The sequence below is a fragment of the Flavobacterium sp. UW10123 genome, from assembly GCF_040538975.1.
Classification (GTDB): Bacteria; Bacteroidota; Bacteroidia; order Flavobacteriales; family Flavobacteriaceae; genus Flavobacterium.
Map to the genome: position 1 here is coordinate 462,043 of NZ_JBEWQE010000001.1, position 14,350 is coordinate 476,392.

The following is a 14,350-nucleotide window of genomic DNA, read 5'->3' on the forward strand; positions in this document are numbered from 1 at the left end:
GCAAATTTACTTAATTGTAACTTTTTTATACCCGCTTGGAACACTATACGGAAAAGAAAGTTCTTCATTAAATGAAATATTGTTATAATTCAAATTAATACTTGTTTTGCCTTTTGGCTGAACGGCATTGATTTCTATACTTGTTGGCAGTATCCCTTGATCAAAATTTTTAGTATCAGAATAGGCAATTTGTAATGTTCTGTTTTCAGACGGTTGCGAAATCTCTTCTTTCTGAATTAAATATTTTTCTCCATCTAAGAAAAAGGTCTTTTTTAAATTGGCATCTTTTTCTTCGTCCAATCTAAAAAGATTATCTACAATAGTCTGGGTATATTTTCCTTTTCTTAAATCATCAAAAGCTTCTCCAACCAATAGATTTTGAACTTTAGAATAATCTAAATCTGTTCCGAGCCATTTGCTCAAACTTGTAAAGTCTCCTTCATAATAAGTGCCGTTCATTTTTTCGTAATAACTTACTGCTGAAGGCGTTATTAAAGCTTTAGCCATTGTAATTCCTAAAAAACGTACACTTATTAAAATCTGTTTGTCTTTTTCGATTCTAATTTCGGCAGTAACATTTTGGCTTTGTTTTTCATCAGCATATTTTGCACTTGCTTTTATATACAAAGTCGAAAAATCTAACTTGTTGTTGTAATGTTTTTCGATTACTTTTTTGTCTTCTTTCTCTACAATTGACTGGCTTGTATTTCCTTGTACCGCTACTGCTTTGGATTTGCATGAAATTACGGCAATAGACAATACTAGTATTGATATATATTTTTTCATCTAAATTTTATTTTTTCTTTTTTAATACTTCACTTGCCTTCAAAAAGTATTCCTCTTTTTTCTTTGCGTCTCCTAATCCATTGTAAGCCTCTCCTAGCTGAATATTAAAATTTGATTCTAATTTTACGTCATCCACTACATAATCAAGACCCATTTCTAAGACGGTTTTTGCATTTTTAAATTGTTTCATCTGATTACTTCCTAAACCAGCATAATAATAAAACTGAGCCTGACTCGGATAAACTTCAATCAGCATCATAGCTCTTTTCGTCATTGGCTCGTATTGTTTTGCTTGAGCATAGGTATCCAGCAATAACATATTGGTTTCAAGATCAGTATCTGAATTAGCCTTTAAATCTTTTTCATAATATTTAATGGCATTTTCAAATTGTCCTTTGCTATGATAAAATTTTCCAATTTCTTTGGCAACATCGACATTCTTATCATTATCAAAATACGAAATAGCTTTTTCTAAATCGGCAGAATACTGTGGATTTTTATTTACATAAATCAAAAATTCATTCAAAGTTCTGTGTTTGATTTTTGAATCGATTTTTGAGCTTGCTAAAATCACATTCATCGATTTTATAGCTTTATCTGCCTGATTGGCATCTAAGTAAGTTTTAAACAAACTCACCTGCCCCCATTCTGAATTTGGAATTTCTTTGGCCAGCTGTTTTGCTACTTCAAGCGATTTTTCGTTTTCATTATTCTTTGAATATAAAAGAATGAGATTCAAATAATTTGATTCTTCTTTTGGATCTTTTTTAATCTGCTGAATCAAATTATCAATTTCTGCATTCTGATATTTCCCTTGAGATAAAATCTGCGCTTTATAAATTTCGCGATCAGAAGATTTTCCGAACTTATCGTTCATCTCATTAATCGCTGTCAATGCTTTGTCATACTGATTCGTAATCATGTACAACGAAATCAAATCGTCTTTATATTCTTCGTCAAAAACAATTATTTTTTGAATAATTTCAATTGCCAAAGGATAGTTTTTTGTCTCGTAACTTACATCGTAAATTCCGAGCCAGAACCACTTATTTTTAGGATCAAGCTGTGTAGCTTTTTCAAAAGCCGTCTGCGCATTTTGATATTCTTTTAGCAAAAAATAGTTTTTTCCTAATTCAAAATAAGCAACTGCATCATTGGGTTTAAGTTTAATACATTTCTCCAATGATACAATGGCTTTATCATAATTTTCAATTCCTTTTTGTTTTAATGATTCATAAAATGAGTCTTGATATTCGTCTGTTGCCATAGCAATATCTTCGGGTTCTGTCTGAGCAAAAACCGAAAATGATGTGCTGAATAAAGCAAAAACCAATAGTGTAAAAACTCCTTTTTTTATCATCTGTAAAAATTACATTTTAAACAAAACGAAACTTTCTTAATTTTTATTTTATTCTAAAACAGCGTAATCCCCAATACTGATACTTGTAAATTTACCATCGTAACTTACATGGTTTCCGATCATTGCATTATCTAAAGCAGCATTTTTAATTTGAGAATACGTCTGGATCAAACTATTTTTGATTGTACTGTCTGTTACATGGCATCCATTTCCAAGAGAAACGTTTGGACCGATAGTAGTATTTTTCAAAACAACATTTTCTCCAATATAGCAAGGAGGAATAATAGTTGAATTTTCTAAAGTCACACCATAATCTACTAAATGCTCTCCGTCATTGTGAAGAAAACCTAACATTCTTGTATTGGTTTCAACCGTAACATCTTTGTTACCACAATCCATCCACTCATCAACACTTCCGGTTTTGAAAACTTTTCCATTTGCCATCATCGCTTTGATACCATCATTAATCTGGTATTCTCCACCATTCTGAATATTATTATCCAAAACATTTTGAAGTTCATTTCTTAGAATTCCAACTTCTTTAAAATAATAAATTCCGATAACAGCTAAATCGCTAACAAACGCTTTTGGTTTTTCAACCAATTCTATAATTTCATTATTTTGGTTTAGTTTCACAACACCAAAAGCTTCTGGCTGCTCTACTTGTTTTACCCAAATTACAGCATCTGCTTCTGGATCCAATTCGAAATCAGCTCTAATTAAAGTATCTGCATAAGCAATTACAGCTGGTCCTGACAAAGAATCTTTAGCACACATAATAGCATGTCCAGTTCCTAACGGCTGATCTTGACGATAGATTGAAGCTTTTGCTCCTAATCCTTTTGCTAGATCTTTTAAACTTGCTACAACATCATCTCCAAAGAACGCTTCATCTCCTAAAATAAAAGCAACTTCTTCAATTGGTTCTTTTAATATTTTGGCAATATCTTCAACTAAACGGTGTACAATCGATTTTCCTGCAACTGGAATTAACGGTTTCGGAACCGTCAATGTATGAGGCCTCAATCTTGATCCTCGGCCTGCCATTGGCACAATTATTTTCATTCTTTATTTGATTTTATGAGAAGATCTTCAAAAATCTTCATTGGGTTTGGTCTTTGTTTTTTTATTATTTTACTCCAGTGCTTCCAAAGCCTCCTTCACCTCTTGATGTTTCAGAAAGTGTTTCAACTTCTATCCATTCAGCTCTTTCGTGTTTTGCAATAATCAGCTGTGCAATTCGCTCTCCATTTTCGATTACAAAATCGTCATTAGATAAATTTACTAAAATTACTCCGATTTCTCCTCTGTAATCTGCATCAACAGTTCCTGGCGAATTTAAAACAGTTACTCCTTTTTTTGCCGCCAGTCCGCTTCTTGGTCTTACTTGTGCTTCGTAACCAATTGGCAATTCAATAAAAAGTCCCGTTTTTACAATTGTTCTTTCTAAAGGTTTTAACGTAATAGGTTCTATAATATTGGCACGCAGATCCATTCCTGCAGAAGCAATCGTTTCGTAATTTGGTAAATCGTGCTGCGATTTATTGATAATTTGAATTTTCATTTTTAAATATAGTTTTTCTTAAAACGTCTTATTTTCTCCTCATTATTCCTTTTATAGTATCTTTTTCAAAATGGTAAACCATATACATAAAGATTAAAAGAAGCGGAATTCCAACATAATATTTTTCTCTAAATCCGTAAAATGAGATTATTGAAAATACTATTGAAACGCCTAAATAAGCACCAATCTTGTTCATGTCATAAGGAATCGGATAATATTTATTTCCTAAAACATAAGAAATAAGCATCATACTTCCGTAAGCAGAAATGGTTGCAATTGCAGAACCGTAATAACTGTACTTCGGAATTAAAAGGTAATTTAAAATCAAGGTAACGATTGCACCAACAATAGAAATGTAAGCCCCGATTTTTGTTTTGTCTGTCAGTTTATACCAAACCGATAAATTGTTGTAAATACCCAAGAAGAAATTTGCCAAAATAATTAATGGCACAACTTTCATGGCTTCCCAATACGATTTGTTGTCTAATAGCAAATATTTTAAAACATCTGCAAAAACAATTACACCTAATAAAATCAATGATCCTAAAATCACGAAATATTTGGTGATAACGGCATAAGTCTGTGGTGCATTTTCATTTTTAGCATGACTAAAAAAGAAAGGCTCTATCCCTAATCTAAAAGCTGTTGCAAAAAGAACCATAAACAATCCTAATTTGTAACATGCAGAATAAGCTCCAACTTCAGACTTTGCTAAGTTTTCAGGAAGCAAATAGCCAAGTAGAATTTTATCGAAATGTTCGTTGACAGCAAAGGCCAATCCGGCAACTAAAATTGGAAGTCCGTATTTCATCATCTTCCTCCAAAGCACAGGATCGAATTTTCGTCCAAGCGAAAGATAATTTGGAGACAGCACAATAAATGTCGCCAAACTTGCTAAAAGGTTTGCAATAAAAATATAAGCAATCTGGAAATTTTGAACATATAAATTATCCCAAACAGAATTCGGGTTTGCTTCCGCCAATTTTGGAAGATACATTAGAAAGAATATATTCAGCAATAAGTTTATAACAACATTTCCAATTTTAATAGCCGCATAAACCATAGGTCTCTGATTGGCTCGAAGTTTTGAGAACGGAATTAAAACCAATGCATCTAAAACTAAAATCCATACCGTATAAGTAATGTATTGAACATCTACTTCGGCTAGATTTGCCAATGTATTTCTAAAAATCAACCCCGCGAAAAGAAAGAGTATTGAAGTCCAAAATATAGAAATAGTAGAAGTCGCGATTACATTTTTCTTATCCTCTTCAGCGCTGTAAAATCTAAAAAAGGCAGTTTCCATTCCGTAAGAAAGAACTACGTTAAAGAAAACCATCCAAGACAATACGATCGAAACTTCACCATACTCAGCTGTAGGCAAAATTCCTGTATACAATCTCACTAATAAAAAACTCAGCATTCTCGGTAAAACTGTGGCCAGTCCGTAAATTGCCGTTTGCTTGAATAGATTTTTATATAATCCCAAAATATAATTCTAATAATGTTTGTAAGACAAAAATAACCATTTCTTTTGTTTAATGGCGTTTTTGTTGTTGCAATAAAGAAAACTTCTAATTGTTTTTAAACTGTCATTTTCTTTTCGTCTAAAATTTTCACAAAATGAAATCCTCTCGGGACATATCCTTGATTATAATAAAATCTATGAGCACCAAAATTTCCTGTAAATGCATCTAGAACAATACTACTACAATTTAACTCTATGGCTTTTTTATCTACATAATCGGTAAGCATTTTTCCGATTCCTTTAGATCGATATTCCGGATTAACAACAAAATTGTCAATCTCCAGATATTTTCCTGTCCAAAGTTTCGTAGCCGACCAACAGCCGGTAAGTCCAAGACAAATCTCATCTTCAAATACCGCAATCTGAATGTAATTATGCGGAAGCATTTCAGAAAGAAATGATTTATATTTTTCAAGAGATATATTTGGATATAAAAAACGAATCGTGTTGATCTGAGCTGCCATATCTTCAATGGTAATAAGCTCTTTTATCTGTAAAGCCATTGTTTAAAAATGAAATAGAATTCAAAAATACTCAAAATATAATCATGAAAGAATCTGCATCAATTACATATTCATATCGTCCATATGTATTTAACTAATTTAACAATCATTAAATTGTAACTACACAAAATAAATTCAGGTTTTATCCGTTTTAAACAAAAGCATTTGTTTTAACAACTTCCTGATCGCAGACTAAAACTGAGGAATCTCTGGACAAAACTACAGAAACAGCAGTAATGTTTCATTAAATTACTTACCTACAAATAATTACACGATTTTTTAACATAACATGTGAAATATATAAAATACACATGAAAATTATGTAACATTTTTTTAACAGTCTTTTTTTAAATTTGTTACAAAGGGATTGGGAAAGCTAAATGCAACCCTTCAAAAAAAAGAAAGCACTGGGACTAATAAAGCTTGTTTGTTCCCATAAAAGACAAAGCATAAGGGATTGATTCAGCTGTAATGTAACCCTAATAAAAACAGAGCACTGGGACTGATAAAGCTTGTTTGTTCCCACAAAAGACAAAGCACAAGGGATTGATTCTGCTGTATTGTAACCCTTAAAAAAACAGAGCATTGGGATTAATAAAGCTAGTTTGTTCCCATGAAAGACAAAGCACACAGAGTCAATCTGTCTATTTTTATAAAATGGTAGTGATTCTCAACTTAATAGTAATTTGAGAATCACCATTTTATAAAAGTTATTTTTAAAAAAGAATGAAACTTCCAATAAAAGAAAAGCCAGCTAACGCTGGCTTTTCTTTTATATAGTAATGGAACTACTATTATCCATTTAAAGCTTCTGCTCCACCAACAATTTCCAAAATCTCACTTGTAATCGCAGCCTGACGAGCTTTGTTATAAGTTAATTTCAATTGGTTTCTTAATTCAGTTGCGTTATCTGTTGCTTTGTGCATTGCAGTCATACGTGCTCCATGCTCAGAAGCAAATGAATCACGGATTCCTTTATACAATTGTGTTTTTAAAGACTTAGGGATTAAAGTCAACACAATATCTTCTTTTCCTGGTTCAAAAATGTAATCTCCAGAAGAAGCCGCTACACCAGTACTAATAGGAGCTAACGGTAAGAACTGTTCTACTTGAACAATTTGAGTTGCAGCATTTTTAAACTGATTGTAAACTAACTCAATTCTATCGTATTCTCCAGTTAAAAACTTTTGTGTCAAATCATCTGCAATTCCAGCAACATTTTCAAATGTCAAATGGTCAAAAATTGCATTATGATGACCGTGAACTTTATGAGTTTTGCTTAAAGCATCGTTTCCTTTTTTACCAATAGCAAAAACATCAACTTGCTTTCCAGCATAAAAATCAGTACGGTTTTTAATCTCTTTAATAATATTTGAATTGAAAGCACCGCATAAACCTCTATTTGAAGTTATAGCTACTAACAATACTTTTTTTACTTCACGTTGTGTAGTGTAATCTCCTCCTACTTCACCTTCGAGTGTCGCAGAAAGATCTTGCAATAACTCCGTTAATTTCTCGGCATAAGGACGCATTGCAGTGATTGCATCTTGTGCTTTCTTCAGCTTTGCAGCAGAAACCATTTTCATAGCCGATGTAATCTGCATCGTCGATGAAACGGAAGTAATTCTATTACGGATTTCCTTTAAATTTGCCATCTATTAATTAGAAAATGTGACAATTTTTAAATTAGATAATTAGAATAATGTTGGAATATTTTCTAATTATCTAATTTATCAATTATCTAATTAGTTATATTTTGCTGAAACTTCTTTTGCTGCTTTTTCAATAACATCTGTAATAGCGTCATCTAATTTACCAGCTTTCAACGCGTTAAGCGTATCTTTATGTTTACTGTTTAAGTAAGCGATAAAATCAGCTTCAAATTCTTTTACTTTATTTACAGGAACATTTCTCAATAAGTTTTTAGATCCAGCGTAAATAATTGCAACTTGGTTTTCAACAGGATAAGGGTCATTTAAACCTTGTTTCAAGATTTCAACATTTCTTTTTCCTTTTTCAATTACGTTTAAAGTAACAGAATCCAAGTCAGAACCAAATTTAGCGAAAGCTTCTAATTCACGGAATTGAGCTTGATCTAATTTTAAAGTTCCAGAAACTTTTTTCATTGATTTAATCTGTGCATTACCTCCAACACGAGATACAGAGATACCTACGTTAATTGCAGGACGAACCCCAGAGTTGAACAAATCTCCATCAAGGAAAATCTGACCATCAGTAATAGAAATTACGTTTGTTGGGATATATGCAGAAACGTCACCAGCTTGAGTTTCGATAATTGGCAAAGCAGTTAATGAACCACCACCTTTTACGATAGATTTGATAGAATCTGGTAAATCGTTCATGTTTTTAGCGATACCATCATCAGCGATTACTTTACAAGCACGCTCTAATAAACGAGAGTGTAAGTAGAAAACGTCTCCAGGATAAGCCTCACGTCCCGGTGGTCTTCTTAATAAAAGAGAAACCTCACGGTAAGCAACAGCTTGTTTAGATAAATCATCATAAACGATAAGAGCTGGACGACCAGAATCTCTGAAGTACTCTCCAATAGCAGCACCAGCGAATGGAGCATAAACTTGCATCGGAGCTGGATCAGAAGCATTAGCAGCAACAATAACTGTATAAGCCATTGCTCCTTTTTCTTCTAACATTTTTGCAATTCCTGCCACAGTTGAAGCTTTTTGTCCAATTGCAACATATATACAGAATACAGGTTTTCCTGCATCGTAGAATTCTTTTTGATTTAAGATTGTATCGATACAAACAGTTGATTTACCTGTTTGACGGTCACCGATTACAAGCTCACGCTGTCCACGACCAACTGGGATCATAGCATCAACTGCTTTTACTCCTGTTTGTAATGGCTCAGTTACTGGCTGACGGAAGATAACTCCAGGTGCTTTTCTTTCTAAAGGCATTTCGTATAAGTCTCCACCGATTGGTCCTTTTCCATCAATTGGAAAACCAAGAGTGTTAACAACACGCCCTACCATTTGCTCACCTACTTTAAGAGAAGCAATACGTTGAGTTCTTTTTGCAGTAGATCCTTCTTTAAGTCCAGTCGATGGTCCTAATAATACAACCCCAACATTATCCTCTTCAAGATTCAATACGATACCTTCCATACCGTTATCAAATTCCACTAACTCTCCATATTGTACATTAGACAGCCCGTAAACACGAGCAATACCGTCTCCAACTTGAAGTACTGTTCCTACTTCTTCTAGCGTAGCACCAGATTCAAAACCTTCTACTTGCTTTCTTAATATTGCTGAAATTTCAGCAGGTTTGATTTCCGCCATAATTATTATTTTTACCTACTTTTACTTTTATTTAAAATTAGAATATAAATCAACTAGATTTTTTAAGCCCTCCAAATTGCTGTAGTCAATTTTTTCCAAATCACTACTACCAACAGAATCTCCTACATATTCTTTTAACTTACTTAAAAATTTATCTTCTTTACCTTTTTTTACTAAAATCTGAAATCCTTTTTCTTGATTTGGTACTTTAATTACATAAGTATTTGATGGTATATCCTGATAGATACTCATCTTATCTGTAACTTGTACTTCTTTAAAATACTTCCAAGATGCAGAAGCTAAAGACACTCCCGCTAAAGCTCCTAAATCAAGAGCTGTGTTGTCTTTTGGCGCAACATTTTCAATTTTTACCAAAAGAGCTCTATATTTTGTTTCTGTATTGTCATCATTATAGACACCAAACATCACGTTTTCTTTTGCTTTGAAATTGAATGTTCTTAAATTTCCTTTTTCGTTAGGACCAAAAACCGTTACCAGTTTTCCATCCCCACCGCCATCTAAATCTACCATTCCATTGCTAGATTTTGGAGCAGCTATTCTTTCAAAATCAATAGTTACTTTTCCTTCAGTTTTTTCACCTTTTGGATCAATAGCATATCCTTTTTTATCAAAAATATTAGCTGAATTTTTCTTAGCTTCCTCATATTTAGCCATCTTGTCAGCATTTTTAGCACTTAAAAGTACTTCAGCCTCACTTAAGGTCATAAATTTTTGACCATTTAAATACGAGTTATCTACAACTTCTTTAACTAATCTTTCAGTATCAGCTGCGCTGCTTCTGCTTGTATATTCGAAAGATGGTGCATAAGTAAATGTTTTGCTTGACTCAGTCAAAGCTACTACCATTTTTCCTCCTCTATCCACAGCTTTAACCAAAGATCTTCCGCTTAATGACAAAATATCAACATTCAAAACTGGATAAGGAGATGAATCTTGTTTCCAAGAAACAACATACTTTGCTACCACTTTAGACATAAACTCTTTACGCTCTGCATCACTATATTTTGACGTAAAAGCATCTTCAGGAACTTCACCAGAAAAAACTAATTTTTCAGCTGTATGAATTTGGTAATTTAAAGTGGCTAATTGTTTAGCATCAACTTTACCTGCTTCTTTTACTTTTTCTATTTCTGCAGAAATACTAGGGCGTTCTTCAGCAAAAAAAGCATCAAGATTTTCAATACCTTTTGCAGTGAAAATTGTATACTTTTTAGCAAGAAGCTCTGCTATCGCTTTTTTATAATTTAATGTAAAAGACAATAACTCAAAGTTTACCTCTGTTTTTTTAGACCCATCTAAATTCGTAACTACTAACCAGCTTTTAGAATTTTGAGCATCAATTTTATGTGTTTTCAAATTGGCAACAATCCCTGTCGAACCATCTAATGATGTATACGTAAATTGTGTACCAGTTTTATCTTTATCGACCTTAGCAATTGCAGTACCATCGAATAAAATTTTGTTATCATCTTCTTTGATCTTTTGACCAAACGATAGAAATGATATACAGAAAACAAATAAAATTAAAAAATTCTTCATAGGTTAGATTTAGTTTTGGGTTAACTCTCTTTTTAATACTTGTAATCTGTTAGCAACTGAAGCGTTGTACTGATTATCTCCTATTCTCAAAATAAATCCACCAATAATTGAAGGATCTACTACATTTTCAATTGTAATTTTTTTATCTGATAAAGTTGCAACTTTTGCCAAAACTTTAGCTTCTAAAGCTGCATCCATTGGGATTGCTGTTGTAACTTTCGCTACTTCAACTCCGTTGTTTTCATCAAATAATTTATTGTATTCTACTGCAATTGCATCTAGAATTTCAAATCTTTTATTTTCAAATAATAAACGGAACAATCCTTTTGTTACTCCATTTACATTTGCAAAAACTTCTAAAAGAGCACTTTCTTTAACTTCAACAGTTGTTGTTGGGTTTTGAATAAATGTACTCAATTCTGTATTTGTCTCAATTGCATTTGCAATTGATTTCATATCGTTATTTACAGCTTCGGCAACACCTTTAGAGTTTGCTAAGTCCAGAATTGCTTTTGCATAACGAATTGCTGCTCTTGTACCTGCCATAATCTTAGTTTAACTTTATGTCACCTAACATTTTCTCTACTAATTTAGTTTGAGATTCTTTGTTAGATAATTCTTCTTTCAATAATTTCTCAGCAATACTTAATGATAGAGAAGAAACTTGAGATTTCAATTCTGCCATTGCAGCATTCTTTTCACTTTCGATAGCCGCTTTAGCTTGATCAATCATTTTTTGACCTGCTTCTTGTGCTTCGTTTTTAGAATCAGCAATCATTTTCTCTTTCATTTCGCGAGCTTCTTTCAACATCGCGTCACGTTCAGCACGAGCTTCATTCAAAATTCTTTGATTGTCAGCTTGTAAGTTTTCCATTTCTCTCTTTGCATTTTCAGCAGAAAGTAATGCATTTTTAATACCTTCTTCTCTTGCAGTAATAGATTCCATAATTGGTTTCCAAGCAAATTTTACCAAAAGCAAAATTAATATTACCAAGATTAAAGCTTGCCAGAAGAATAATCCGAATGAAAAATCGTTAATTAACTTATCCATTTTATATAACTATATTAAATATTTAATTTCTTTTTTAAAGTAACAACATCTTTAACCAACCGTTAAAGATGCTGTTATTTTTTTCTTTATTATTTTCCTAAGATTAAAGCAGCGAATGCTAAACCTTCTAATAAAGCAGCGATAATGATCATCGCAGTTTGGATTTTACCAGCAGCTTCTGGCTGACGAGCAATAGCGTCCATAGCAGATCCACCGATTTTACCTAAACCTAAACCTGCACCGATTACTACTAAACCAGCACCTACTAAAGTTGGAATTGTTCCCATAAGTATTTATATATAAAATTAAACTTCTAATTAAATAATCGCAGTTTCGTCTTCATGGTGGTGAGCGTGATCATGATCCTGAACAGCCATACCTATAAACAATGATGATAACATTGTGAAGATAAACGCTTGTAAAAATGCAACCAAAATTTCAATAACAGAGATAAACAATGTCAATCCTAATGAGATTGGCAAATCTGCCGCTAAATTTTTTCCAACAAAAATCATTGCAATTAAACTCATAATTACTACGTGACCTGCAGTAATGTTTGCGTACAAACGAATTAATAATGCAAATGGTTTTGTTAATGTTCCTAAAACCTCAATCGGAGCTAAGATAATTTTCATTGGAACTGGCACTCCTGGCATCCAGAAGATGTGCCCCCAATAATCTTTGTTTGCACTAAATTGAGTAATGATAAATGTAAAGGCCGCTAAACAAACTGTAATAGCAATATTTCCTGTTACGTTGATTCCTAGCGGAGTCATTCCTAATAAGTTTAAGATCCAAACAAAGAAAAACACAGTCAATAGGTAACCCATATATTTACGGTATTTTTTCTCTCCAATATTTGGAACAGCAATTTCATCTCTGATGAAAATTACTAATGGTTCTAAAACTCTACCGAATCCAGTTGGGATTGGTCCTTTTTTGTATGATCTTGCTAAACCAGTAAACATTAATAATAATAATACTGATACGAAAAGCATTGAAACAACATTTTTAGTAATTGAAAAATCTAATGGTTTTTCATTTGATGGATGACCATGCTCATCAAAGTTGATTGTTCCAGCAGCATCTGTTTTGTAAATTTTACCGTGAACTAATTTGTAGTAGCTACCATCAACTTCTGCAACTTCTTCTCCGTGGTGTAATTTTGAAGAAGAGAAAATTTTTAAACCACCATCAATTAAAATAACTGGTAATGGAAAACCGTAGTGTTTATTTTCTTTTTCATCCGAAAAGAAAACAAAGTCATGAGAATCCTGTAAGTGGTGATCAATAAATGCATCCACTTTTGCCTTTGGGTCAAGAGCAACATGCTCTCCCTCTTCGTGAGCATTATGTGAAACTACTTTCTCTTCGTGAGCAGTTTCAGTTTGTACATGCGTCGAGTCATTCTCTGGATTTGCAAAACCCATAATCGGTAGAGAAGCTACAAAAGCAGCAAGAATAAAGCTGAGTGGTTTGTTTGAAATCACCATATCTTGGAAAATCTTATTTTTTTACGTTTCTAAAATTTGGTGCAAAGGTACATTTTTTATTAATATTCAAAAGGATATGAAAAATTATTTTTAAACCTTGTTTTAAAGAATTGTTATTTTAAGGCTTTTCATTTAATAATCGGACAGTTAAAAGCGTCTGAAATAACAAAAACAGCACAAATGTTATAAAAAAACTGACTTTTTCAACATTGGTTTCCCCTGTTTGATTTTTTAAAATTGGCTGCAGAACTAAATAGGCTAATAACATTTGCGTAAAAGTTCCGAATAGGAACGTCATTCCGACGATTTCAAAATTTTTCTTTTTAACTACTAATAATATAAGGTATAATAAAGACGAAATGGCGAAGAAAGAAAAATATAGTAATTCTAAACTGTAATGAAAATTCTCCTTACTAATTTCACTAAAGAAAAAAATTGCTTTATGAATAATATAAGTTCCTAAAGCAAGGCCGAACAAATAAAAAAACGGTTTGTAATTTTTTGAAAGCATTTGAAATAATTTTTGTGCAAAGATGCAACTTTTATCTCAAGACGTTTTACATACAAACTACTTTGTTTTATTGATATCATTTACTTGTCGGATTACATTATATAATGCAACTCCAACTCCGACTAGTACAAAAATGGTATTATAATAAACTTTCGGGCTCGGATGTTCTTCGTCAAGCCAAGTCCCGAAATAAGAGAATACAAAAATAATGACTCCCATTTGAAAAGGAATGTTAATAAATGCGAGCCATTTATTTCTCCTATTATTATTCGGTTCCTTTTCCATCTTCTAGCATGATTACAGGATTCGAATGAGCAAGCATCGTACAGGTTGCTGTGAAATCGGCTCCTGGCTCTATCGAAAGTTTTCCTACAGCCACTTCTCCGTGTATTTGGGCAGTCGATTTAATATTAAGGGTTTCCAGAACTTTTATTTTTCCATGAAATTCTCCTTCTATATCAGCGTTATTACAAATTATTTCTCCTTTAACGGCTCCTTTGGCCCCAATCACTATTTTGCCTTGCGAAGTAAAGTTTCCGATCAATTCGCCGTCTAATCTAAAATCGGCTTTTGAGACTATATCTCCAACTATTGATGTTCCTTCAACAATTCTATTTGTTCTTCCTAATTGTTCAGTTCCATTTTTCTTTACTTTTTCAAACATGGCGGTT

Annotated in this window: 16 protein-coding genes; all 16 read right to left on the reverse strand. The window is 32.7% G+C overall.

What is annotated here, in order from left to right; all coding sequences use genetic code 11:
• Positions 1-6 precede the first annotated feature (6 nt).
• Positions 7-786 carry a lipoprotein insertase outer membrane protein LolB1 gene (lolB1, locus tag ABXT06_RS02025; protein WP_354589240.1) on the reverse strand — a complete coding sequence of 260 codons (780 nt, stop codon included), beginning with the start codon at positions 784-786 and terminating at the stop codon, positions 7-9.
• A gap of 7 nt (positions 787-793) precedes the next feature.
• On the reverse strand, positions 794-2,146 hold the full coding sequence (locus ABXT06_RS02030) for a tetratricopeptide repeat protein (RefSeq protein WP_354589241.1): 1,353 nt from the start codon (positions 2,144-2,146) through the stop codon (positions 794-796).
• A 48-nt stretch (positions 2,147-2,194) separates the two neighbouring features.
• Positions 2,195-3,211, reverse strand: coding sequence for a sugar phosphate nucleotidyltransferase (locus ABXT06_RS02035; protein WP_354589242.1), 1,017 nt, complete (start codon positions 3,209-3,211; stop codon positions 2,195-2,197).
• Between the two features lie 64 nt (positions 3,212-3,275).
• Positions 3,276-3,710, reverse strand: coding sequence for a dUTP diphosphatase (dut, locus tag ABXT06_RS02040; protein ID WP_008465845.1), 435 nt, complete (start codon positions 3,708-3,710; stop codon positions 3,276-3,278).
• Between the two features lie 28 nt (positions 3,711-3,738).
• Positions 3,739-5,199 carry a lipopolysaccharide biosynthesis protein gene (locus ABXT06_RS02045; RefSeq protein ID WP_354589243.1) on the reverse strand — a complete coding sequence of 487 codons (1,461 nt, stop codon included), beginning with the start codon at positions 5,197-5,199 and terminating at the stop codon, positions 3,739-3,741.
• Positions 5,200-5,294: 95 nt separating this feature from the next.
• Positions 5,295-5,741, reverse strand: coding sequence for a GNAT family N-acetyltransferase (locus tag ABXT06_RS02050; protein WP_354589244.1), 447 nt, complete (start codon positions 5,739-5,741; stop codon positions 5,295-5,297).
• A gap of 794 nt (positions 5,742-6,535) precedes the next feature.
• A complete protein-coding gene (gene atpG, locus ABXT06_RS02055; protein WP_354589245.1) occupies positions 6,536-7,396 on the reverse strand; it encodes an ATP synthase F1 subunit gamma in 861 nt (286 codons plus the stop codon).
• A 90-nt stretch (positions 7,397-7,486) separates the two neighbouring features.
• Positions 7,487-9,064 (reverse strand): F0F1 ATP synthase subunit alpha, encoded by a 1,578-nt coding sequence (atpA, locus tag ABXT06_RS02060; protein ID WP_129745824.1) that lies wholly within the window; start codon positions 9,062-9,064, stop codon positions 7,487-7,489.
• A gap of 27 nt (positions 9,065-9,091) precedes the next feature.
• Positions 9,092-10,624: a hypothetical protein gene (locus tag ABXT06_RS02065; protein ID WP_354589246.1), complete on the reverse strand. Its 1,533-nt coding sequence runs from the start codon at positions 10,622-10,624 to the stop codon at positions 9,092-9,094.
• Between the two features lie 9 nt (positions 10,625-10,633).
• Positions 10,634-11,170 (reverse strand): ATP synthase F1 subunit delta, encoded by a 537-nt coding sequence (atpH, locus tag ABXT06_RS02070; protein WP_354589247.1) that lies wholly within the window; start codon positions 11,168-11,170, stop codon positions 10,634-10,636.
• Between the two features lie 4 nt (positions 11,171-11,174).
• Positions 11,175-11,675, reverse strand: coding sequence for a F0F1 ATP synthase subunit B (locus tag ABXT06_RS02075; protein WP_354589248.1), 501 nt, complete (start codon positions 11,673-11,675; stop codon positions 11,175-11,177).
• 89 nt (positions 11,676-11,764) lie between these two features.
• Positions 11,765-11,962: an ATP synthase F0 subunit C gene (gene atpE / locus ABXT06_RS02080; RefSeq protein ID WP_008465835.1), complete on the reverse strand. Its 198-nt coding sequence runs from the start codon at positions 11,960-11,962 to the stop codon at positions 11,765-11,767.
• Between the two features lie 30 nt (positions 11,963-11,992).
• On the reverse strand, positions 11,993-13,168 hold the full coding sequence (gene atpB / locus ABXT06_RS02085; RefSeq protein ID WP_354589249.1) for a F0F1 ATP synthase subunit A: 1,176 nt from the start codon (positions 13,166-13,168) through the stop codon (positions 11,993-11,995).
• Between the two features lie 118 nt (positions 13,169-13,286).
• Positions 13,287-13,679 carry a hypothetical protein gene (locus ABXT06_RS02090; RefSeq protein ID WP_354589250.1) on the reverse strand — a complete coding sequence of 131 codons (393 nt, stop codon included), beginning with the start codon at positions 13,677-13,679 and terminating at the stop codon, positions 13,287-13,289.
• Between the two features lie 57 nt (positions 13,680-13,736).
• The gene (locus ABXT06_RS02095; RefSeq protein WP_008465831.1) at positions 13,737-13,964 is read right to left on the reverse strand and encodes an AtpZ/AtpI family protein; all 228 of its coding nucleotides are present in this window, start codon (positions 13,962-13,964) and stop codon (positions 13,737-13,739) included.
• Positions 13,945-14,343, reverse strand: coding sequence for a bactofilin family protein (locus tag ABXT06_RS02100; protein WP_111368379.1), 399 nt, complete (start codon positions 14,341-14,343; stop codon positions 13,945-13,947). The genes ABXT06_RS02095 and ABXT06_RS02100 overlap by 20 nt, the downstream gene beginning before the upstream one ends.
• Between the last annotated feature and the right edge of the window lie 7 nt (positions 14,344-14,350).

Coding starts and splice junctions, on each gene's coding strand:
- atpA (WP_129745824.1), bottom strand. CDS start 9,064: ATGGCGGAAATCAAACCTGCTGAAATTTCAGCAATATTAAGAAAGCAA.
- ABXT06_RS02095 (WP_008465831.1), bottom strand. CDS start 13,964: ATGGAAAAGGAACCGAATAATAATAGGAGAAATAAATGGCTCGCATTT.
- atpG (WP_354589245.1), bottom strand. CDS start 7,396: ATGGCAAATTTAAAGGAAATCCGTAATAGAATTACTTCCGTTTCATCG.
- ABXT06_RS02100 (WP_111368379.1), bottom strand. CDS start 14,343: ATGTTTGAAAAAGTAAAGAAAAATGGAACTGAACAATTAGGAAGAACA.
- ABXT06_RS02075 (WP_354589248.1), bottom strand. CDS start 11,675: ATGGATAAGTTAATTAACGATTTTTCATTCGGATTATTCTTCTGGCAA.
- atpE (WP_008465835.1), bottom strand. CDS start 11,962: ATGGGAACAATTCCAACTTTAGTAGGTGCTGGTTTAGTAGTAATCGGT.
- ABXT06_RS02030 (WP_354589241.1), bottom strand. CDS start 2,146: ATGATAAAAAAAGGAGTTTTTACACTATTGGTTTTTGCTTTATTCAGC.
- atpB (WP_354589249.1), bottom strand. CDS start 13,168: ATGGTGATTTCAAACAAACCACTCAGCTTTATTCTTGCTGCTTTTGTA.
- lolB1 (WP_354589240.1), bottom strand. CDS start 786: ATGAAAAAATATATATCAATACTAGTATTGTCTATTGCCGTAATTTCA.
- ABXT06_RS02035 (WP_354589242.1), bottom strand. CDS start 3,211: ATGAAAATAATTGTGCCAATGGCAGGCCGAGGATCAAGATTGAGGCCT.
- dut (WP_008465845.1), bottom strand. CDS start 3,710: ATGAAAATTCAAATTATCAATAAATCGCAGCACGATTTACCAAATTAC.
- atpH (WP_354589247.1), bottom strand. CDS start 11,170: ATGGCAGGTACAAGAGCAGCAATTCGTTATGCAAAAGCAATTCTGGAC.
- ABXT06_RS02050 (WP_354589244.1), bottom strand. CDS start 5,741: ATGGCTTTACAGATAAAAGAGCTTATTACCATTGAAGATATGGCAGCT.
- ABXT06_RS02065 (WP_354589246.1), bottom strand. CDS start 10,624: ATGAAGAATTTTTTAATTTTATTTGTTTTCTGTATATCATTTCTATCG.
- ABXT06_RS02090 (WP_354589250.1), bottom strand. CDS start 13,679: ATGCTTTCAAAAAATTACAAACCGTTTTTTTATTTGTTCGGCCTTGCT.